15 protein-coding genes are annotated in these 20,999 nt (G+C 65.5%); 3 read left to right on the top strand and 12 right to left on the bottom strand.

The features are described 5' to 3' along the window. The first annotated feature begins 2 nt into the window (after window positions 1-2). From J8I33_RS09395 to J8I33_RS09385, 3 genes are all read left to right on the top strand, one after another. On the top strand, window positions 3-6,113 hold the full coding sequence (locus tag J8I33_RS09395; protein ID WP_209934890.1) for a non-ribosomal peptide synthetase: 6,111 nt from the start codon (window positions 3-5) through the stop codon (window positions 6,111-6,113). Then, the gene (locus J8I33_RS09390) at window positions 6,079-7,413 is read left to right on the top strand and encodes an NAD(P)/FAD-dependent oxidoreductase (protein ID WP_245171723.1); all 1,335 of its coding nucleotides are present in this window, start codon (window positions 6,079-6,081) and stop codon (window positions 7,411-7,413) included. Before J8I33_RS09395 ends, J8I33_RS09390 begins: the two co-directional genes overlap by 35 nt. A 75-nt stretch (window positions 7,414-7,488) precedes the next feature. Beyond that, window positions 7,489-9,213 (top strand): formyltransferase family protein, encoded by a 1,725-nt coding sequence (locus tag J8I33_RS09385; RefSeq protein ID WP_209934884.1) that lies wholly within the window; start codon window positions 7,489-7,491, stop codon window positions 9,211-9,213. On the opposite strand, the gene J8I33_RS09380 is transcribed toward J8I33_RS09385, so the two are convergent. The 12 genes from J8I33_RS09380 to J8I33_RS09325 form a co-directional block, all read right to left on the bottom strand. Continuing rightward, window positions 9,190-10,005: an alpha/beta fold hydrolase gene (locus J8I33_RS09380; RefSeq protein WP_209934878.1), complete on the bottom strand. Its 816-nt coding sequence runs from the start codon at window positions 10,003-10,005 to the stop codon at window positions 9,190-9,192. The genes J8I33_RS09385 and J8I33_RS09380 overlap by 24 nt on opposite strands. 17 nt (window positions 10,006-10,022) lie before the next feature. Continuing rightward, entirely contained in the window at window positions 10,023-11,036 is a 1,014-nt protein-coding gene (locus J8I33_RS09375; protein WP_209935223.1) for an iron ABC transporter permease, read from the bottom strand. A gap of 858 nt (window positions 11,037-11,894) precedes the next feature. After that, the gene (locus tag J8I33_RS09370) at window positions 11,895-12,107 is read right to left on the bottom strand and encodes a hypothetical protein (RefSeq protein WP_046545736.1); all 213 of its coding nucleotides are present in this window, start codon (window positions 12,105-12,107) and stop codon (window positions 11,895-11,897) included. A gap of 163 nt (window positions 12,108-12,270) precedes the next feature. After that, window positions 12,271-12,708 (bottom strand): hypothetical protein, encoded by a 438-nt coding sequence (locus J8I33_RS09365; RefSeq protein ID WP_124640261.1) that lies wholly within the window; start codon window positions 12,706-12,708, stop codon window positions 12,271-12,273. A gap of 114 nt (window positions 12,709-12,822) precedes the next feature. Beyond that, a complete protein-coding gene (locus J8I33_RS09360; protein ID WP_089488443.1) occupies window positions 12,823-13,746 on the bottom strand; it encodes an ABC transporter permease in 924 nt (307 codons plus the stop codon). Further along, on the bottom strand, window positions 13,746-14,618 hold the full coding sequence (locus J8I33_RS09355) for a sugar ABC transporter permease (protein ID WP_209934872.1): 873 nt from the start codon (window positions 14,616-14,618) through the stop codon (window positions 13,746-13,748). Before J8I33_RS09355 ends, J8I33_RS09360 begins: the two co-directional genes overlap by 1 nt. 49 nt (window positions 14,619-14,667) lie before the next feature. Continuing rightward, a complete protein-coding gene (locus tag J8I33_RS09350) occupies window positions 14,668-15,747 on the bottom strand; it encodes an ABC transporter ATP-binding protein (RefSeq protein WP_050012695.1) in 1,080 nt (359 codons plus the stop codon). 50 nt (window positions 15,748-15,797) lie between these two features. Next, window positions 15,798-16,964, bottom strand: coding sequence for an extracellular solute-binding protein (locus J8I33_RS09345; protein WP_209925654.1), 1,167 nt, complete (start codon window positions 16,962-16,964; stop codon window positions 15,798-15,800). Between the two features lie 350 nt (window positions 16,965-17,314). Further along, complete coding sequence (locus J8I33_RS09340) at window positions 17,315-17,608, bottom strand: type II toxin-antitoxin system death-on-curing family toxin (RefSeq protein WP_245171721.1); 294 nt, start codon at window positions 17,606-17,608, stop codon at window positions 17,315-17,317. Window positions 17,609-17,796: 188 nt separating this feature from the next. Continuing rightward, window positions 17,797-18,405: an alpha/beta fold hydrolase gene (locus J8I33_RS09335; protein ID WP_209934868.1), complete on the bottom strand. Its 609-nt coding sequence runs from the start codon at window positions 18,403-18,405 to the stop codon at window positions 17,797-17,799. Window positions 18,406-18,436: 31 nt separating this feature from the next. Further along, the gene (locus J8I33_RS09330) at window positions 18,437-19,765 is read right to left on the bottom strand and encodes an MFS transporter (RefSeq protein ID WP_209934864.1); all 1,329 of its coding nucleotides are present in this window, start codon (window positions 19,763-19,765) and stop codon (window positions 18,437-18,439) included. A 161-nt stretch (window positions 19,766-19,926) separates the two neighbouring features. Further along, entirely contained in the window at window positions 19,927-20,982 is a 1,056-nt protein-coding gene (locus J8I33_RS09325) for a 3-keto-5-aminohexanoate cleavage protein (protein WP_209934856.1), read from the bottom strand. Between the last annotated feature and the right edge of the window lie 17 nt (window positions 20,983-20,999).

Raw genomic sequence — 20,999 nt, 5'->3', positions numbered from 1 at the left:
CCATGAAGATCGATTTGCGAAACGCGTCACCCGGGTACCGTCTTTCGCCGCAACAACACGCGCAGTGGATCAGCGATGAGACGCCGCGCCACCATGTCGTCACGCTGACCTTGGGCGGCACATTGGAACGACGGCGCTTGCTCGAGGCCGCCAACACCGTGGCGCAGCGGTACGAGATCCTGCGCACGCGCGTGTGCGCGCTTCCGGGTAGCGACGAGGCGACGCAGACGGTCGCCGCCCACGTGCCGTCCTCGGTGCTGCCCGAGCGCGTCCCGACGGACGATCTGCCGTTTCTCGTCGCGCTGCGCGATGGCGCGTCGGGTAGTGTCGTCGAAGTGGCTGTCGACCGTTCGTGCTCGGACCGCTGGGCGGTCGCAACGATCGTCGACAGGATTGCCGAGGCATATCTGGGCTTGCACGCGTATGACGCGCGCCCTGTCATCGAGTATCCCGATCTGGCGGAGGGCTACCATGCCTTGCTGCTTGACCCGCTGGGACGCCGCTATTGGGAAGGCCGGCGCGCCGCGACACGCGACGCATCGACGGGTGACGCCGTGGTGCCGCCGGCGAGCGGCGGCGTGCATGGCGTGACGCTCATGTACGACGCCTGCCTGAAGGAAACCGAGCTGTTCGCGCGTTGGGTGCTGTGCCTGTCGAAATGGACCTGCCGTCGGTCCATCGTGACGGGTTATCTGGCGCCGGGCACCCGCTTGGCCGAGCACGCCGATCTCGTCGGTCCCATCGCGCGGCCCCTCGCGCTGCCGTTCGACGTCGACTGGTCGACACATGTCGACACGGCAATTCGCACGATCGCGCAGCAGGCCGAAGCCGATCTCGCGCATGCCGACCATTTCGATTGCACGACGCCTGGCCTCGCCGCGAACCTGCCGTTCATGTTCGAACCCTCGTGTCCCCTGCCGACCACCTTCGCCGGTCTTCGCGTGCTCGACGCGACATGGGAGACGCCCGAGTCGCCCGCCATCCTGCGGCTGTCGGCGATCGCGCCCGGCGAGCTTCGTCTGAGCGCACGCGATCTGTCGGCTCCGCAATTCGACGCGATCACGGCTCATCTGCGCGGCATGCTCGAGCCCGCCGAGCGCATCGCCTGCCTGCGGCTCGGCGCCATCGAATGTCGACGAGCCGTCGAGTCCGCGGGCGACGCACCCGCGAGCCCATTGGCCAACGGTACGCTTTGTGTCGTAGATGCCGTGCATCATTGGGCGCTGCGCTGCCCCGAACGCATCGCGTTGCGCAACATGGAGCATTCGATGTCCTACGCGACGCTCGACGATGCCGTGCGCGCGGCGGCCCGCACGCTCGTGGCCCGCGGCGTCTCGCGGCGCGAGATCGTGGCCCTGCAGACGCACCGAGGCATGGCATGGATCGTCTGGTGGCTCGCGATCTGGCGGGCCGGCGCCGTCGTTCTGCCGCTTGCGGCCGATGCACCCGTCGAACGCACCGCGCAAGGGTGCGCACGCGCCGGCGCCCGCTGGCTCGTGTCGACCACGATGCCGGCTGACGGCGCGCCCGGCCTCCCTTCCGTCATCACGCCAACGGCCGACCCCGCGCGCGGCGCGGCCGACGCCCCCGACTACCGTCCGGCGTCCGGCGAGGCCGCTTACATCCTCTTCACCTCGGGCTCGACCGGCGCGCCAAAGGCCGTGTCGGTCAGTCACGGCGCATTGTCGACCTATCTCGGCTGGGCGCGAACGCGCTATGCGAGCGACCGTGACCGCGGCGGCGGCGGCACGATCGTGCATTCGGAACTCACGTTCGACTTCACGCAGACCTGCCTCTGGCTGCCGCTGCTGGCAGGCGAAACCGTGCGCTTCGCGCCGGATCCCGTCACGCCGGGCATGCTGTACGACATGCTGAGCGCCGAGTCAGCGCTGTCGTTCGTCAAACTCACCCCTGCGCACCTGCAAGCGATCGCGGCGCTCGAAACGCTGAATCCGCGTGCCGTGTCATGGCCGGAACACGTGATCGTCGGCGGCGCGGCGCTCACGGGAGCGATGCTGCCGCGCTCGCTGCAGCGCGCGCGGTCGATCGTGCACAACGAATACGGCCCCACCGAAGCTACCGTCGGCTGCTGCGTGCAGAGCGAGCCCGCCGAGGGGATGCCGGACGGGCCTGTCTCGATCGGCGCGGCCCCGCCCCGCACTTCGCTTCTCGTGCTGGATGCCGAGCTGCAACGCGTGCCGGCGGCGGAAACCGGAGAGCTGTACATCGGCGGCGATCAGTTGGCGCACGGTTACGTCGCAAGCGCACGGGAAACCGCGCAACGCTTCCTGCCCAACCCCCATCCCGGCACGCCGGGGGAAAGGGTCTATCGCACCGGCGACCTCGTCCGCTGCTTGGACGACGGACATCACGTCTTCGTCGGGCGCGTGGACGACATGATCAAACGCAACGGCGTGCGCATCGAGCCAGGAGAAATCACGGCCCACCTGTTGTGCCATCCGGCCGTCTCGAGCTGCCATACGTTCGCGCAGCGGCTCGCCCACGACGCGCAACCGCGGATCATTTGCGCCGTCGTGGGGGACTCGCTCGATACGCGCGCGCTGCGCGCGTGGCTGTCCGCGCAACTGCCGGCTCACATGTTGCCGAACCGCATCGTGCCGGTCGACAACCTGCCCTTGACTGCGCAAGGCAAGGTAAACGAACGGCGGCTCATCGCCAATTTGCCCGCTCAGGATGGCATATCGGGACCGCTCGCCAGTGGCGTGGAAACCGCGCTCGGCGCGATCTGGCGTGATGTCCTCGGTGCCACGGACATCACGCCGTCCAGCCATTTCTTCGCCGAGGGCGGGGATTCGATCCGGGCGATCACGGTCGCTGTCGAGGCTCGCAAGCAAGGCATCGTGCTGTCGACCGAAATGCTTTTTCGGTCTCCGGTGCTGCGCGATCTCGCGGCCTCGGTCACGACGCAGCGCGCGCGGGACGACGTGGCGTCCATGTCGCCAGACGCCGACGCTACGCCATCCGGCGTGGAGGACACCTTCCCCGCGTCCTACCTGCAGCTCGGGATGATCTTCCAGAATCAGGCGCACGGACACGACGGGCGCTATCACGACATCTTCAGCTACAGGCTCGGCCTCGATTTCGATGAAGCGCGCCTGCGCGAGGCGGTACGGCGTCTCGTCGCGCGCCATCCGGCATTGCGCACCACGTTCGATCTGGCCGCCGACGGCGGCGCGGTGCAGCGCGTCTGGGCCCATGGGCCGGACGTGCTCGACTACGAAGACCTGACCTCGCTTCCGCCCTCCGATCAACGGCAGGCCATCGAACGGTGGATCGACGACGAGCGGGTTCGCGGCTTCGACGTCCGGGCGCTGCCGCTCCTGCGCTTCAAGGTGCATCGGCTCGGTCCGCGCACGATCGAGTTCACCACCAGCTTCCATCACGGCATCATGGACGGTTGGAGCGACCAACAGATCCACGCGGAACTATTCGCCGACTATCGGGCCTTGGTCGATGGCCGGCCCTCCCGCATCGCCCCGTCCAGCAGCCGCTACCGCGACTTCGTCGCCGCCGAGCGCGCCGCGGTCGATTCGCCGACGACGCGCGCGTTCTGGCAAGACTATCTCGAGGGCGCCGCGCCCACCCGCCTGACGTCGGCCAGCGCTAGCGAAACGGCGCGGGCCGAGCCCGACGCGCCAACGCACCATCATCTTTTCGCCACCTTGCCGGCGCCTGTCTGCGGGCAGCTGCGAGACGCCACGCGGCAATCGAGCGAGCCGATCGCCGTCCTGCTGCTTGCCGCCCATCTCGTCGCGCTGCGCCTCGTCACCGGAGAGCGGGAGATCCTGACCTGCAGCGTGGCCGACTGCCGTCTCGACGAAGCCACGAGCGAACGGGCGATCGGACTGTACATCAATACGCTACCCGTCCGGGCGCGCATCGACGACGAGACCTGGCGGCGGCTCGCGAACCGGATCGGGCGAGGCCAGCGCTCGGCCTTCGGCCATCGCCGGCTACCGTATGCCGAGATCCAACGGATGGCCGGCGAGGCGCCTCTGTCGGAATCGCTCTTTTACTTCACTAACTTCCATAACGGCATCGCCGCGACGGACGATCTCGTGCAGTACGGCAAGTCCTCGCACGAAATCACCAGTTTTCCGCTGACGGCCAGCTTCAACATCGACCCCGCCAGCGGACAGATCACCTACAGTCTCGCGTTCGACGCGCAATGCTTCTCGCCTGCGCGCGTCGATCAAATCGCGCAGTGCTACGACGCGGCCCTGAATGCGCTCGCGAATGGTGTCGACGCGCCGCTGCCGACGATCGATGCGATGCCAGGCCTACCCCGCTCGATCCTTGTGAACGAAGCCGACGGCGGCGCACGCGCGATGGATCTGACTGCGCTGTTCGCCGAGCAGGCACAATCTCACGGCACGGCGACCGCCGTTCTCGACGCGACCGGCGCGCTGACATACCGGGAACTCGACGCGCGCGCGCGATCCGTCGCGGCCGCGCTCGCTCGGCGCGGAATCGGCCCCGGGGACGCGGTCGGCATCCGGATCGCGCACACGGTGGCGCTGCCTGTCGCGATCCTGGGCGTGCTGCTGAGCGGGGCCTGTTTCGTCGTCGTGGACCCGGACGAGCCTCGCGCCCGTCTCGCGCACGTCCTCGCGAACGTCGCGATCGTGATTTGCGTCTGCGACGACACGCCCGCGCCGGCTTTCCCCGACGTCAGCCTAAGCGCGCTCGTTGTGGAAGGCGCCGACGGGAAAACGAACGGGCGGATGCCGATCGCGCCTACCCAGCCCGCGTACCGGATCTACACGTCAGGCACGACCGGCGTGCCCAAATGTGTCGAAATCCATCATGCTGCGTACGCCAACGCCGTCGCTTACTTTCGCGATGCGCTGCGCGTCGGGCACGGCGATCGCGTGATGCTGACGTCGGCCTTGACGTTCGACATCAGCCTGCTGGAAGTCGTGCTGCCGCTCGCCAGCGGCGCCACGTTGCATATCCTGAGCCGCGACGAGGCGCTGACACCCGCCGCCTACGACACGAGTGGCCACACCACCGGCGACACGATCGTCCAGGCAACGCCCTCGGTCTGGTCCGTGCTGCGGCTGCGCGGCTGGCCACGCCTGCCGCGCGTCAAAGCGCTGGTCGGGGGCGAGCCGTTGCCGCCCGAACTCGGCGACTGGCTGTCCGAGACGACGGAAGAAGCGTGGCACGTGTATGGCCCGTCCGAGACCACGATCTGGTCGACCGCCACCCGTCTGCGCCGTGGAGCGCGAACGATCGGCACGCCGATCGCCGCGACGCGCTGCTATTTGCTCGACGACCGGCTCGATCCGGTGCCGGCGGGCAGCGTCGGTACGCTCTACATCGGCGGAGCCGGGGTTGCGCTCGGCTACGCGGGCGCACCCGGCAGGACCGCCGCGTCGTTCCTGCCTGACCCTCAAGATTCGACGCCGGGCGCGCGCATGTATCGTACCGGCGATCGTGCGCGCGTCGACGAGGCGGGCATGCTCGTCTTCCTCGGACGCGCCGACCGGCAGATCAAGGTTGCCGGGCGTCGGCTCGAACTCGACGAAGTGGAAACGCGGCTCGCCGCTCATGCCGAGATCGCCCATGCGATCGTGATTCTCCACCCCTTGCTGGAAGGCAGGCTCGCGGCTTACGTGGTGGCCCGCGCACAGCCCACGAAGCCGACCGCCGCGCAATTGCGCGACTGGTTGTCAACTCACCTGCCGCCGTACGCACTGCCGTCCAGCTATACGTGGATCGACGAGCCGCCGCGCACGCGCAACGGCAAGATCGACCTGCGTGCGCTACCCGCCCCGGCTGCGGCGCGGCCGACGCTCGACGGGTACGGTCTCCCGAAGGACTCGCTGGAACGCGTGCTCCAATCCCTCTGGGCGAAGGTCCTGAAGATCGAGCCGATGAACATTCACGACCACTTCGTGGAACTGGGCGGTTATTCGCTCACGGCCATTCGGATCATGGCGCAACTTCACGATCTGTTCGGCGTACCTGTCCCAGCGTCGGCGATCTTCATCGCCCCGACAATCCGCGAATTGGCCGACCATCTCCGGAACACCTACCCATCGGCGGACCTCGATGCGAAAGCCGACCTCCTTCTTTCGTTACTCTGACATGTCGACACGCCCTTTCAGCAGCACTCGTCGAGCCTTTCTCGCCGCCATTCTGAGCGCAGCGGGAACTGACCTCGCCACGGCCGCCGGCCTCCCGACGGGCAACGGCGCGCGGATCGGCGTCGTCGGCGCCGGCGTCGGCGGACTGACGGCCGCACGCTATCTGCGCATGCTGATGCCGCGCGCGCATATCACCGTTTTCGAACCGAACCGCCGCTATCACGCATGCTTCAAATCGAATGAAGCACTCGCAAACACGCGACCGGACGACGACCTGCTGTTCGGCTACAACGCATGGGCAAAGCGAGTCGAGTGGATTCCGGAACCGGTCGCGTCCGTTGAAACGGGCATGATCGTCACCGAACGCGGCCGCCGTCACGCATTCGACTGGATCGTCGTCTCGACCGGCGTCCAGTTCCGATACGAGGGCATAGACGGGCTGTCGGCGCGACAATCGCTGGACGTGCCGCACGCATGGGGCGACAAGACCCAGTTCGACGCACTCAAGTCGCAACTGGTCGCGATGCGTGACGGCGGCGTGTTTCTCATCGCCCCGCCCAAGGCGCCGTACAAATGCCCGCCGGGGCCGTTCGAACGTGCGAGCCTTGTCGCGCACTATCTGCGCCGCAACAAGCCGAATTCCAAGATCATCATTGCCGACGCCAGCGAGAACTTTTCCAAGCAGCCGCTCTTTCAGCAAGGCTGGGAGCGACTCTACGGCTTCGGGACGCCGAACAGTCTCATCGAGCGCATCAGCGGCGGAAAGGGTGGCCGGGTTGTCAGCATCGACGTCGACAACCGGCGCGTCAAGCTCGAAAATGGCGAAACCATCGTCGCCGACGTCTGCAACCTCATCCCCCCGCAATACGCGGGCGCGATGCTCGAACGGTCCGGGATCACCGATCCAAGCGGCTGGTGTCCGGTCGACAAGGCAACGATGGAATCGACGCGCATGGCGCGCGTCCATGTGGTCGGCGATGCGTGCGACGCGGCCAGCATGCCCAAATCCGCCTTCTCCGCGACGTCGCAGGCCAAGGCTTGCGCATTCGCGATCGCCGCGGCGGCGTTCTCCGCGGCCCCGCCCGACCCGCGATTCATGAACGCCTGCTTCAGCCTCCTCGAGCCCGGATACGGGATCTCGATTGCCCATCACTACGGCTACGAAAAGGCAGGAAATCGCATCGCACAGCTGTCCGGAGGAACAACGTCGCTTGACGCGTCGAACGAGGATCACCTGCGGGAAGCGGCGTTCTCCGAGGATTGGTTCAAGATCATCACCCGCCAGCTGTTCAGCGCCTGAGCACCCATTCGAGGGCGTGCCCATCCGAGCGCCTGGAAAGGCGAGCGACGAAATGACATTGAAGGAGTCTTCCTGATGTGTAACCACGGCGATCAATCGGAAGATCGTACCCAAGCATCCGGCGGTCCCGAACAGATACGCGATCGGGCAAGAGCGTGGCGGGCGAGCATTCGGAATCGCCCGGAACGTTGCGTCGTGGTCGGAAGCGGCACGCTGGCGGTGTCTTGCTGCGAGCAGATTCGCGCAAGCGGCCGCGCCGTCTCGGCCCTGCTGCCGACGGATGCCGCGCTGGATTCATGGGGCAAGCGCGAAGACGTCGTCCGATTGGATTCGATCGATGCGCTGGGTGAATGGCTGAAGAACCATGAGATCGATTGGCTGTTTTCCGTCGCCAATCCACTCATCATGCCTGCGGCGCTCCTTGACGCAATACATGGCGGCGCGTTCAATTACCATGACGGCCCGTTGCCAAGGCATGCCGGCAGCCACGCAACTTCGTGGGCGTTGCTGGCGGGCGAGACAGAGCATGCAATCTGCTGGCACTGCCTATCCTTCCCTGTCGACGGGGGGCATATCGCCATTCGCCGGGCAGTGCCAATCGAGGCCCACGACACCGCGTTATCGCTTAACCTCAAGTGTTATCACGCCGCCCGCGAGGGTTTTGCCGAACTGCTCTCGCAACTGGATACGGGCGAACTCGTCCTCGAGCAGCAGGATATCGCGCAACGTAGTTTCCATGCCAAATGGCGCCGTCCTGAAGCCGGTGCGCACCTTCGCTGGTCAATGACAGCGTATGACTTGTCAACCTTGGCCCGCGCGCTCGATTTCGGCGAGCATTACCCCAATCCCCTGACTTCCCCGAAGCTGTGGATCGCAGATACCGCGTTCGCGATCCGTCAGGTTCATCCGTTGAGGCGATGTTCCGGCCAGCCGCCGGGCACGCTAATCGGTGTCGCCTCTGATGCCTGGCAAGTTGCCACTGGCAGCACCGACGTACTTGTGCGAGGTTTGTCAAGTCTCGAAGGCGTTCCGTATGTCGCGAGCGAACTCGCCGATACGTTGGCTTTGGGCCGAGGTTCGCCGCTACCCGTCCTCACGCAAGAAGAGGCGGAGCTGGCAAGAAGCACGCTTGAGACATTGGCTCCGAGCGAGGCATTCTGGCGTGAGCGTCTCGTCCGGTCCGGCGCCCGTCGTCCGCTCTTTTCGTCATCGCACGATCACAGCGGACAACGCGCGTGCGAGACAACCGACTGGTCCCCCCCGCGTCCTATGATGAGCTGCGAAGACCCCGCTGTCGTCACGCTGGGTACATTCCTGGTGTGTATCTCGCTCGACATCGATCAATCGTGCATTCAAGTCGGATGGAGAGTTGACGAGGCAGCGACTTTGTCCGGGCGCATGGCCGGACTTGCGGAGATCGTGCCTCTGGAAGTTCAGATTGAACGGAGAAACGATTTTCGTCGCCACCTCCAGTCTGTCACGCTGGCATTGGAGCTTATGAAACAACATCGCACGCATCCACGCGATATTGTGTCTCGATACCCGGAATTGAGAACGATGCTCGCTCTGCAGACTCAGCATCCATGGGAAATTGGCATTTCCTTCGTTCGAAGAAACATCGATTCGACGAATCGCGCACTCGCTCCGCGTTGCGCTGTCGGTAAGGTCGCCACCTTGGAAATCGGGGAAGATGGAAGTTTCCGCTGGACATATGACATTCGACAAAGCAACCGGGATATTATCGAACGGTTGAATGACAGGATGAAAGGCCATGGTTTATTTCCCGGTTCCGACTTCTGAGCGAACTGTCCCATAAAACTCATCAACCACCTCTGAAGTTCGCAACTGCGAACGGCTGCCAAGGTGGGAGACGATATGCTCGATGGCCTCGCGAGCGGATTCTCGATGAAAGAAGTGTCCGCCGTGAACTGCATGCGCATGAAAGCTACCTCGGGTATGCAGCTTCCATCGTGCCATGCTCGCGCCATCATGATCGGCGTCGTGTGTGCCGTACAGAGCTATGACGGGACAATCAAGCCTATCTCGCGCTGCGTCGTAGACATACCGATTGAACAACGTGAAGTCGGCTGCTATCACTGGCAGGAAGTGCCTCACGAATTCGGGTTCCGCAGCAAAGGTGTCGTCGACGCCGCCAAAGCGGCGCACGATTTGCAGTAAGCTCTCGTCATCTTCAAAGTGTGTGCCGGCCTTGCGCACCGCCGACGGCGCATACGAGGCGCCAACGAACAGCATTCGCGGCCCTGTCGCGCCGCGGCGTCGTAGTGCATTTGCCACCTCATATGCAATTAAGCCACCGAGGCTGTGTCCATAGAACGCGAACGGCTGGTCATGCCAGCGAGCAAGCGCATCGCAAATTTCCTCGACGAGCGGCACCCAGTCGATGCGCAGCTGCTCATCTGCTCGCTGCTCGCGTCCTGCAAGCTGAACGGCATGGACGCCCACGTCATGTGGCACCAATCGATCCCACGCGCAATAGATTGACGCCCCCGCCCCTGCGTGCGGAAAGCAAACCAATCGCGTCGTATTGTCAGGGCGACGCGACAGGGCGTAAATGCAACGTGTCGCTGCCATGGGCGTACTCCTTACTATCACAATCCCCACGCGGCCTTTTTCTTCAACAGCAAGGTGAGAAAGAACGGCGCACCAAACAGGGCAGTCAGAATCCCGAGGGGAATTTCAGCGGGGGCGTGCAAAGTACGTGCACCGAGATCCGCGACTAGCGTCAAGCTCGCGCCGAGCAGCGCCGCACCAGGCATAACGAAACGTAGGTTCGGGCCGCATAGTAGCCGCACGCAGTGTGGAGCGACGAGGCCGATAAACCCTATCACCCCGGTGCACGCAACGAGTGCGCCAACGCACAGCGCGACGCCGAAGAGCACGATTCGCTTGAGCCGCAGCACCGAGACGCCGAGATGCTGCGCTTCGACTTCTCCCAACTGTAGAACGTTAAGGGCCTGTCGGTTACGTAATAACAACGCGGCGCTTAACACAATGATCGGAGCGACTGTTGCGATGACTGTCCACGTCGCACCCGCGACGCTGCCGAGGTTCCAGAACGCTAGAAAACGCAACTGGTCATCGTTGGAAACATAGGTGAGGAGACCGATACCGCCGATGGCGAGTGCGTTAACCGCGATACCCGCAAGCAGAAGTACAGGAATAGCAAGTCGACCACTCGATGCTGCGAAGCCGTACATTAGCAGTGAAGCGGCGAATGCGCATGCAAACGCAGCTACCGGGAGGTAGCCGAACACCACTGGATGGGCAAATAGGATGGGCCCCAGCACGATCATGGCCGAGGCGCCGAAGGCGGCGCTGCTCGATATGCCGAGCAGCGCCGGGTCGGCGAGTGGATTCCGAAACAGCGCCTGCATGGCGCTTCCCGCTAGGCCAAAACCTCCTCCCACCAAAATCGCCAGCACAACTCGTGGAGCACGAATTTCGATCAGCATGTAGCGCATCTGTTGCAACTCGGGATCATGCAGCAATGATGCGTTACTTGCGAAAATCGCGGTCATAACTTGCCCAAGCGAGAGCCGATAGGGGCCAATGCATAGCGCGGCGAGTGTGACGGCAACAAGGCCAAGCGCCAACGTCCCCAACTTCAATCGACGAGAGGATGCAGCGAAGCGAAATATTGAAGCAGCCCTCAACCAGATATATGAACACACCGAGAGTCTCCAAGTAAACCATCAACTGAGGCTGGCTGGGCGGACATCTGCACCTGGCTGGAGTGCCTTTGACATGGGTATTGCGCGAAGATCAGCGCGATTTTGACGGAATAGTGTATTCTGAAGCACTCGTTCTACGCAATCGCGAGCAGTGCGCAATGTTGCCTGCGCATAAATTTCCGAGTATGTCTTCGACGGCACCAACAGACACTCATGACGTCGCATTCGTTCCCGCAGATCGGGCGCGTAGACAGTCCAGGATTCGTCCCCGCCCTCTTCGAATATTTTGAGGACCAGCGGCTCTTCATCAACAAGCTCGCCTGCTGCCGTAACGCGCTCAAAGTAACGGCCGACCTCGCGGCCCGTCCAAGCTTGTCCCCGGCCAGCAGTCGGCATTGCGGAATGACGAAGCGCGTACCAGAACGTCAGGTGGTCGATCACGGATGAGTGCGAGATGGGCGTGACATGCGGCCGGCGAAATCGCATCCCGCATCAATTTCGCATTCAAATCAAAAACGTAGGCCGAGATGTGGCGGATTTTTTGCGAATCCCGGCCGTCCCTCGGCATGTTGTGTGATACGCGCAGACATGCACAAACAGAACGGCCCCGCTCGATTGCTCGAAGCGGGGCCGACCGGATGCGGGGCTGCTTATGCGGGCGACTCGGCACGTAACGGGTTCGTGCATTCGCCGCTGTCTTGCGGCCGGTTTCCGAATACGTGACGAGACGACTTCAGGGCATTGAGACCGGCAGTGACGTCGCCCAAGCCCGAAAAGCGGAAAGCCGGCTCAGTAAGCGGACATCTCGACGCAAGGGTCGACCTTGGACGGCGAGCAGATGACCGAGTACTTGGCGCTCTCGCGCATCAGCGCTTCGCCTTCGTGCAGTGCGATCCTGATCTCGGGGTGACGCTCGTACGCGAGGAAGGCCGAGCACACGACGGCGGACATCACGACGAGGGAAAACACAAATTTTTCAAGGGTTTGGAAGCGTTCAGGCATGGTATGACCTTTCTCTCATGGCCGGAATTATACCTTGAGATAAGGGTTTTCCCTATAACCCTGGCTGCATACCGAGGATGCGTTCAAACGAGATAGGCGCGATGCTCGCGCCCTTTTTTATCGGGAAAAAGCAGCAGTGCGGTCCAGGCTGGCCGCCCTCGCGTCACTCCGCCGCCGACGCGCCGCTCGCCGCATTGCCCGGCCAGGCCTTGCCGATATGGTCGATCAATGACTTCGCGGTGCCCGTCACGAGCGCCGCATCGACGCCGGACGTCTGCCATGAGCCGTCGGCCGCCTTCACGAAGGTCAGGTTCGCGCGCGACGGCGAGTAATCGGCATTCCGCCACGTGACCACGACGTCGCACGAGTACGTGCGGTCGCCGAGCTTCTTGCAGTCGCCGTCGGGTTTCGCCGACACGACGTCGGCCGACACGGGCAACGGCTGGCCGAACAGCGCGTTCAGCCCGCCGTGGTTTTCGGCCTCGAGCGCGCGGCGCACGGCGGCGTCGACGTCGCTCGATCCGGGACCGTCGTGGAGCAGATTGCAGGCGGCCAGCAGCGTCGAGGCACCGGCGAGTGTCAGCAGCGTTTGAAACTTCATGGATATTCGTCGATCGGGTGAACGCCGCGTAGTCTGCAACGTCCGCGTATCGTGCGCGGTATCCATTTGTAACCAATTGCACGGCGGCCCGGGCGCGTCCGTTGCCGCCCTCGCCTACTGCCGCTCCTGCTTCACGCGGCTCACGAGCTGGGTCGGACTGACGAACTGCAACGCGATCACGACCCACACGAGCGTGATGGCCATGTAGATCATCGCCATCGCGTCGATCGACTGCGGCGCGCGCACGCCGGTCGAGAACACCGCGTAATACAGCGCGACGACGAGCGTCTGCGTGCTCGGCCCCGCGGTGAAGAACGTCAGTTCGAACATCCCGATCGTGCGCACCAGCACGAGCAACCCGGCCGCGAGCATGCCGGGCACGAGCAGCGGCAGCAGCACGTAGCGGAAATAGCGCGACGTGTTCGCGCCGAAGATACGCGCGGCGGCTTCGAGATTCGGGTCGATCTGCTCGATGAACGGCGTCATCACGAGGATCACGAACGGCAGCGCCGGCACGAGGTTCGCCAGGATCACGCCCGGCAGCGTGCCCGCCAGCCCGATCTTGTACATCACGGTCGCCATCGGAATCCCGTAGGTGACGGGCGGCACCATCAGCGGCAGCAGGAACACCAGCAGCGCGAAGCGCTTGCCGCGAAACTGCACGCGCGCGAGCGCATACGCGGCCGGCACGCCGAGCGCGATCGACAGCAGCACGACCGCGCCGACGACCTCGACGGTCACCCACAGCACGCTCGCGAGCTGGAAGTCTTCCCACGCCTTCGCATACCAGTGCAGCGTGAAGCCCTGCGGCAGCGGCGTGCCGAACCAGCGCGTCGCGACCGAGTTCACCGCGACGGTCGCGATCAGCAGCATCACGTTCAGCAGGAAGAACGCCATCAGCCCCCAGACGAGCGCCTTCCATGCGCGGCCGGCGAGATTGCTTTTCATCCGGTGCGGTTCCCTTGCGTCGACGGGTCGCGCATCGGGCGCGTCGTGTTTCGGCGGCCACGTGCGAGCGGCATGATTGTCGGTCGCCATCAGCCCTTGCCTCCCGTGACCGCACCCGTATAGAAGAAGCGGCGCGCGCCGAGCATCGACGCGACCACCAGCAGCTGCACGAAGCCCATCACGATCGCGATCGCCGACGCGAGCGAATAGTCGTAGCTCTCGAACGCGGCTTCGGCCGCCGCGATCGAGATCACGCGCGTCGGGCCGGCCGGCGCGCCGAGCAGCACGGCCGACGGGAACACCGAGAACGCCTGCACGAACGACAGGCACGCGGCCATCGTGAGCCCCGGCACGAGCAGCGGCAGGTAGATCCGGCGAAACTGCTGCCACGGGTTCGCGCCGAGCGTCGCGGCTGCGCGCGCGAGCGTCGGGTCGATGCCGCTGATGTACGACAGCATCAGCAGGAACGCGAACGGAAAGCCCGACACGATCAGCGACAGCAGCACGCCCCAGTAGTTATGCGTGAGACGCACTTCGTCGGTGTACAGGTGCAGCCCCTGCAGCGCCTGCGGAAACCAGCCGTTCGGCCCGAAATACGTGAGCATCCCGTCGGCGACGAGCACCGTGCCGAGCGTGACGGGAATCACGAGCAGCGTCGTGACGAACTTCTGGTACCGCGAACTGCGGCGTAGCGCGAACGCGACGGGCACCGCGATGCCGACGTTGAGCAGCGTCGCCGGCACCGCGAGCTTCAGCGTGACGAGCACGGTCGGCCACATCGCGGTGTCGGTGAAGAACTGCACGTAGTTCGCGAGCGCGCCGCCGCCGTTCGTCGGCTGGAACGACAGCACGAGGCCGTACGCGAACGGATAGATGAACAGCGCGGCGATGAACGCGAGCGCCGGCGTGACGAGCCACGCCTTCGCATCGCGCGGCGCGCCGCCGGTCGCGAGCGTGCTCATGCGGCCTCCGGGCGAGGTACCCCCGCGCATGCCGATTGGCGCAGCCCGTTCATTGCACGTCTCCCGCATAGACGAGCGCGCGCGCCGGCGCCACGCGCAGCCGCAGCGCCTCGCCTTGCGCGAACTCGCCGGCCACGCGCGCCCAGATTGGGCCGAACGGCGTGATCGCGCGGATCAGCGAGTCGCGGCCGCCGTATTCGACCGTCTCGACGGTCGCGTCGAACGCATTGTCGGCACCCGCTTCCGCGCGCTCGATGTCGTCGGGGCGCAGCGCGATCACGACGTCCTTCGCGTCGAAGCCGGCCATCGGCACGCCGAGGAGGCGCACGCCACCGGCTGTCACCCGAACGCCGTCGCCGGCCATCCCTTCGAGCGTGAACGGCAGCACGTTGCGATAGCCCATGAAGCGCGCGACGTGCAGGTTGTGCGGACGCGTGTAGACGTCCTTCGGCGACGCGACCTGCTGCACGACGCCCTCCTTCATCACGACGATGCGGTCGGCCATCGACAGCGCCTCGTCCTGGTCGTGCGTGACGTAGATCGTCGCGCGTTCGAGCTGCGTGTGGATGCGGCGGATCTCGGCGCGCATCTCGATGCGCAGTTTGGTGTCGAGGTTCGACAACGGCTCGTCCATCAGCACGAGCGGCGGCTCGATCACGATCGCCCGCGCGATCGCGACGCGCTGCTGCTGGCCGCCCGACAGTTGCCCGGGCAGCTTGCCTTCGTGACCGACGAGCTGCACGAGCTCGAGCGCCTGCTGCGCGCGCCGCCGCGTTTCCTGCTTCGCCACGCCGCGCATCTTGAGGCCGAAGCCGACGTTGTCGAGCACCGACATGTGCGGAAACAACGCGTAGTTCTGGAACACCATCCCGAAGCCGCGACGCTCGGGCGGCAGCACGTCGATGCGCGTGTCGTCGAGCCAGATGCCGCCGCGCGTGAGCGGCTGCAGCCCGGCGATGCAGTTCAGCGCGGTCGATTTGCCGCAGCCGGACGGGCCGAGCAGCGCGATGAATTCGCCGCGCCGGATCTCGAGGTCGAGGCCGTTCAGCGCGGCAACCTGCGCGCCTTGCGCATTGGTGAAACTGCGGCACACGCCGTCGAGCCGCAACCGTTCGAAACTGTGCTTCATGTACGCGAACTCCGTCGGCGCGGGCGCCCGAGCGCCCGCGGGTTCATGCGTTATTTCGATTTCTGCGAACCGATCTCGCGGTCCCACTTCTGAAACGCGGCGACCATCGCCTGCGCGTTGAGCGGCTGCACGTGCGGACGATCGGCGAGCAGCTTCGCGTATTCGGGGCGGCCGAATTTCCTGATCACTTCCTGGCTGTGCGCGGGCGCCATCTCGAGCGTCACGCCCTTCACCGCCGGGCCCGGATAGAAGTAGCCGTCGTCGTAGGTCGTCGCCTGCTGCGCCGGCTCGAGCAGGAAATTCATCAGCTTGAACAGCACGTCGAGCTTTTCCTTCGGCACGCCCTTCGGGATCACCATGTAGTGCGCGTCGTTGACCCACGTCATGTTGTCGAACGCCTGGACTTTGAATTCGGCCGGTACGATGCCGAGCGCGCGCGGGTTGAGATCCCAGCCGGTGACGGTCACGGTCATGTCGCGCGTGCCCTCGCCGAGCTCCTTCATCACCGCCGACGTGCCGCCCGGGTAATACGGCACGCAGTCGTTCAACTGTTTCAGGAATGCCCAGGTCTTGTCCCAACCGTTGATCGGGTCCTGCGGATTCTTGTCGCCGAGCACGTACGGCAGCCCCATCAGGAACGTACGGCCGGGGCCCGAGTTCGCCGGGCGCGCATAGATCAGCTTGTTCGGGTGCGCCTTGCACCATGCGAGCAACTGGTCGGGCGTCTTCGGCGGGTCGGAGACCTTCGCCGGGTTGTATTCGAGCAACGGGCCGGCCGGCATGTAGGTGACTTCGAGGCCGAAGCCCTGCGCCAGATCCTGCATCTTGCGCGGGCCGGGCGCGTACTTGTCGAGCACGCCGGGGAGCGCGGCTGCGTTGTCGGGCAGGAGCTTCTGCCACAGGTTCTGTTCGATGCCGGCGGCCAGCGCGTCGGTGCCCGTCAGCACGAGGTCGATGTCGGAGCGCCCCGCCGCCTGCATCGCCTTGATCTTGCCCGGCAACTGCGGCGCGGGTGCGTTTGTGAACGTGACGTTCGCGACGAGGGTCGGGTTCTTCTCCTTGAACGCCTCGATGGCCTTCTGCGTGAGCTGCAGGTTGCCTGCGACGTCGACGATGTTCAGCGATACGGGGGCCGCAACGGCCGCGCCGGCCGACAGCGTGAAGCCCAGGGCGAGTGCGATCCGGCGGACACGGCGAGCGATCGGGGTGGTGTTCATGTCTCCTCACTTCGGTCGGTGGATGGGACCTTTCTTGTCAGGAAATCATGACGGCGTTATACGATGTCGGTCAACAAAAAACCACGGGATGCGGGGCGGGACTTTCCCTGACAAAAAGCTTCCGGGAAACATCCGAATGCGGCATGTAACCAGTCGGCCAGTTTGGCGCGCCGCACACATTTTGCGTGTTAGGACGTCGTATGTTGGCGTGATGCGGACTGAAACGGGTTCCTTGGTGCATTGCCAAATGGCACGTTAGACGGCGGGTACCCGGATAAGAAGCCCAGCGATGCACGCCGTTGAACGATTGATCTACGGCGATGGGTACGAGGATGGGTGACTCGCGGTCGTCAACGGCGTTGGGAGAGTTCCCGGACCGCGCTGAAATATTCGGCCAGTTCCTCGCTGGTTACCGTGCCGTCAGCCACATCGACCATAAGATCTTCAAGATCGGCGCGACGGGGAATCGTAATCCCCTGTCGCTCCATATAAGTCAACGCGCAGGTGAGACCGGTACGCTTGTTGGCATCGTTGAACACATGTCCTCGTGCGACGGCAACTGCATAGGTGGCGGCAATGCCGAATACGTCGTCGAGCCCGGCGTAATGCGCATGATTGTCCACGCGATGCAAGGCCGCCGGCATGAGCCAATCCGTTCAGTCCGCCCAGATCCCGGATGATCTCGTCATGGATCGTGATGACGTAATCGAGGTCGAGCAAATCAACGATCCTTCAATGCGATCGGCACGTCTCGGTGCTCGGAAATGACTTTTCGTGCGGCCCGCAGCACGTCACCTTTCTCGGTTTCCGTACAAGCGCTGAAGCGCCCGAATCAGGCCGGGAACGTCAGGCCGCCGGGGTGCAAAGGGGTTTTTCCGAGCGCCGCCACCTCCCCGATCCACCGCTCCGCATCGCGCCACTCGCCGTAGCCGGATGCCGGGTTCAGGTGCCCGACCTCGCCGAGATCGACGAGCCGGCTGCCCCACCCGGCCGCCAGCGTCTCGACGCGGTCGAAGCGCGCGAGCGGATCGTTGCGGCTCGCGGCGACGATGCTCGGGAACGGCAGCGGCCCGGTCGGCACCGGGGTCCAGCCGTGCGCGGCGAGCGCGTCGGGCGTCGGATAGCCTTCGGGCATCGGCGTATCGAGATCGGCCGGCGCCGCGAGCAGCGCCCCGTGAATCGCGCGCGTGGCCTGCCGTGCCCAATGCGCGACGATCATCACGCCCGCGCTGTGTGCAACGAGGATCACCGGCCCGTCGATCGCGGCGAGCGCCGCATCGAGTGCCGCGACGCGCGCGGCGCGGCTCAGCTTGTCGGCATCGAGCGGCGCGACGGAGCGCGCGTTCGGCACGCGTCGTTCGAGATGCGTCTGCCAGTGGTCTTCGACGTGATCGCGCAAGCCGGGCACGATCAGGATGGTGGGCGTGGTCGCCAGGGTCATGCAGCCTCCAGGAAGCGTTCGGGAAGAGAGTTCAGGAAAGTCGTGTCGCGCGCCGTTCGCGTTCGACGCGCGCGAGATCGGCCGCATAGCTCGCGCGTCCGACCGCGAACAGCACGGCCGCCGCGAGCGGCACGACCGGAATCCACTGCAGTGCGCCGACGAGCCCGGCGCGATCGGCCGCCCACCCGGTCAGCAGCGGGCCCGGCGCCATGCCGAGCAGGTTGTTCGCGAGCGTGAGCGTCGCGAACGCCGACGCGTGGATCGCGGCCGGCGTGAGGTTCGCGACCATCGCGCCCGATGCGCCGGACGCGCCCGCGCCGACCAGCATGCCCGCGCAGATCAGCGCGAGCTGCAGCGGCCCGGGCGGCAACCGGAACGCAACCGCGAGGCACACGCCGGTGAGCACGCAATATGCGATCGCGGTCAGCCATTTGCGCGAGCCGTCGGCCCGCCCGACGCGGTCGGTGACGATCCCGCAGCCGACCATCCCGACGCCCGCGAGCAGCACGAAGCCGGCCGCGACGACGGCCGCGCGGTCGGGCGCCATCGCGTAGTAGCGGTTCAGGTAGCTAGGCAGCCACGCGAACAGCGCGCCCGGCACGAACAGGTGCAGCCCGCTGCCGACATACGCGCAGATCACCGAGCGCGACGCGAACAGCGCCGACATCAGCGCGCGCCCGCTGCCGCGCAGGCCGCGCGGTGCGCCGGCCTCGCGCCGGCACGGCTCGACGCGGCACGCGGCGAGCCGCCGCTCGGTCACGATGCAGCGATACGCGACGAGCAGCACGATGCCGAGCGCGGCCATCACGCCGAACGACCAGCGCCAGCCCAGATGCGCGCCGACCAGCCCGCCGAGCGCCATCCCGAACACGGAACCGAATGCGCCGCCGGCCATGAACGCGCCGGTCAGCGTCGCGCGCAGCCGGGCCGGAAAGATGCTGAGGATCAGCGCGACGCCGACGCTGCCGTACGCGGCTTCGCCGAGCCCGACGAGGCCGCGCGCGACCAGCATTTCCGCGTAGTGGGTCGACAGCGCGCAGCCGAGCGTCGCGACGCTCCACAACGCGGCCATCAGCACGATGCTGCGCACGCGCCCGAAGCGGTCGGCCAGCACCGACAGCGGGAACGTCAGCAGCCCGACCAGCAGCGCGACGACGCCGGACAGCGAACCGAGCTGCGTGTCCGACAGCGCCCATGCGTGCTTGAGCAGCGGAAACACCGCATTGAGCACCTGCCGCGACATGTAGTCGGACAGCAGCAGCCCGACGGTCAACCCGAACACGAGCCACGCATACGCAGGCGCGCGCCGCTCGGTGGCCGTCAGGTCCTGCAGCGACGGCTCGACGTGATGAATCAACATGCGTGTCTCCTCCGGCGCCGGGGCGGCAATGCGCCGGCGCGGCTTGCGCGGCCCCGCTCCGTTTCGGGGAGCTTGCCTCGCGCCATACCGATACGCGAGGATGGGTGCCGCGCCACATCGATCGGCGGGCGGCGCTCGCGGGCCGCCCGGTGCGCTATGCGTCAGGCCGCGCGCAGCGGCACGCTCACCTGGCCCGGCCGGCGGTTCGGCGCCATCCCGAGCTGCGCGAGCGTTTCGTCGACGCCGTCGTACTGCACGCCGATCCGGTAGATCGCCTTCGCGTCCTTGCCGGTCGCGATCTCGCGGCCGAGTTCGCGGGCGATCCGCACGCACTGCTCGACCTGTTGCACCGACGTCATCCGGTTGCCCTTCTGGTCGATGATCGTGTCCTCGATCCCGCAGCGCGGATGCAGGCCGAGCGCCATCGCGACCGTGTTGATCGGCAGCACGTTCTTCATCAGCGATTCGAGCGTGATGCACGCGCCGTCCGGGCAACGCCGCACGAATTCCATGAAGTTGTACGGATTCGGACCGTCGAAACCGCCGCCGATGCCGACCCACGTGACGTTCAGCGGGCCGCGATAGACGCCGCGCCGGATGATCCGTTCGAGCGTTTCGAGCGCGTGCATGCCGGTGAGCTGGAAATGCGGCTGGATGCCGGCCGCCTGCAGGCGGCGCAGGTGCTCGTCGACCCAGCCGGGGCCGGCCGGCACCGTCATCTCGCGATAGGCGTCCCACAGCGCGTTTTCGTTCAGCGACGTGCCGGCGATGTCCTTGCGGCTCATCAGCTCGGTGATGTTCATCTGCACGGTGTTGATCGCGACCGTCACCTGGTCGGGCTTCGGCGTCAGCTCGGCGAGCATGTGGCGCGTGTCGTCGGACAGCCATTTCGCCTCGGCGCCGTCGCCTTCCGGCGCGAACGAGATCGAGCCGCCGACCTGCAGGATCATGTCGGGCACCGCCTCGCGCAACCGGCCGAGCAGTTCGTTGAATTTCGACAGCCGCTTGCTGCCCTTGCCGTCGAGCTCGCGCACGTGCAGGTGCAGCACCGTCGCGCCCGCGTTATAGCAGTCGACGGCCTTCTGCACGTGCTCGTCCATCGTCACCGGAATGTCTTCCGGAAAATCGGCGGGCATCCATTCGGGGCCGTACGGCGCGACCGTGATGACCACCTTGTCCTGGTTTTCCGGGTGCAGCGAATCGTCGAGAAATTGCATGTCGTCCTCCAGTGGGA

Origin of the sequence: Burkholderia sp. AcTa6-5 (assembly GCF_017815075.1) — a bacterium.
Lineage (GTDB): Bacteria > Pseudomonadota > Gammaproteobacteria > Burkholderiales > Burkholderiaceae > Burkholderia > Burkholderia sola.
This window is presented reverse-complemented; position numbering and strand designations above follow the sequence as displayed.

Coding starts and splice junctions, on each gene's coding strand:
- J8I33_RS09395 (WP_209934890.1), top strand. CDS start 3: ATGAAGATCGATTTGCGAAACGCGTCACCCGGGTACCGTCTTTCGCCG.
- J8I33_RS09390 (WP_245171723.1), top strand. CDS start 6,079: ATGCGAAAGCCGACCTCCTTCTTTCGTTACTCTGACATGTCGACACGC.
- J8I33_RS09385 (WP_209934884.1), top strand. CDS start 7,489: ATGTGTAACCACGGCGATCAATCGGAAGATCGTACCCAAGCATCCGGC.
- J8I33_RS09380 (WP_209934878.1), bottom strand. CDS start 10,005: ATGGCAGCGACACGTTGCATTTACGCCCTGTCGCGTCGCCCTGACAAT.
- J8I33_RS09370 (WP_046545736.1), bottom strand. CDS start 12,107: ATGCCTGAACGCTTCCAAACCCTTGAAAAATTTGTGTTTTCCCTCGTC.
- J8I33_RS09365 (WP_124640261.1), bottom strand. CDS start 12,708: ATGAAGTTTCAAACGCTGCTGACACTCGCCGGTGCCTCGACGCTGCTG.
- J8I33_RS09360 (WP_089488443.1), bottom strand. CDS start 13,746: ATGGCGACCGACAATCATGCCGCTCGCACGTGGCCGCCGAAACACGAC.
- J8I33_RS09355 (WP_209934872.1), bottom strand. CDS start 14,618: ATGAGCACGCTCGCGACCGGCGGCGCGCCGCGCGATGCGAAGGCGTGG.
- J8I33_RS09350 (WP_050012695.1), bottom strand. CDS start 15,747: ATGAAGCACAGTTTCGAACGGTTGCGGCTCGACGGCGTGTGCCGCAGT.
- J8I33_RS09345 (WP_209925654.1), bottom strand. CDS start 16,964: ATGAACACCACCCCGATCGCTCGCCGTGTCCGCCGGATCGCACTCGCC.
- J8I33_RS09340 (WP_245171721.1), bottom strand. CDS start 17,608: ATGCCGGCGGCCTTGCATCGCGTGGACAATCATGCGCATTACGCCGGG.
- J8I33_RS09335 (WP_209934868.1), bottom strand. CDS start 18,405: ATGACCCTGGCGACCACGCCCACCATCCTGATCGTGCCCGGCTTGCGC.
- J8I33_RS09330 (WP_209934864.1), bottom strand. CDS start 19,765: ATGTTGATTCATCACGTCGAGCCGTCGCTGCAGGACCTGACGGCCACC.
- J8I33_RS09325 (WP_209934856.1), bottom strand. CDS start 20,982: ATGCAATTTCTCGACGATTCGCTGCACCCGGAAAACCAGGACAAGGTG.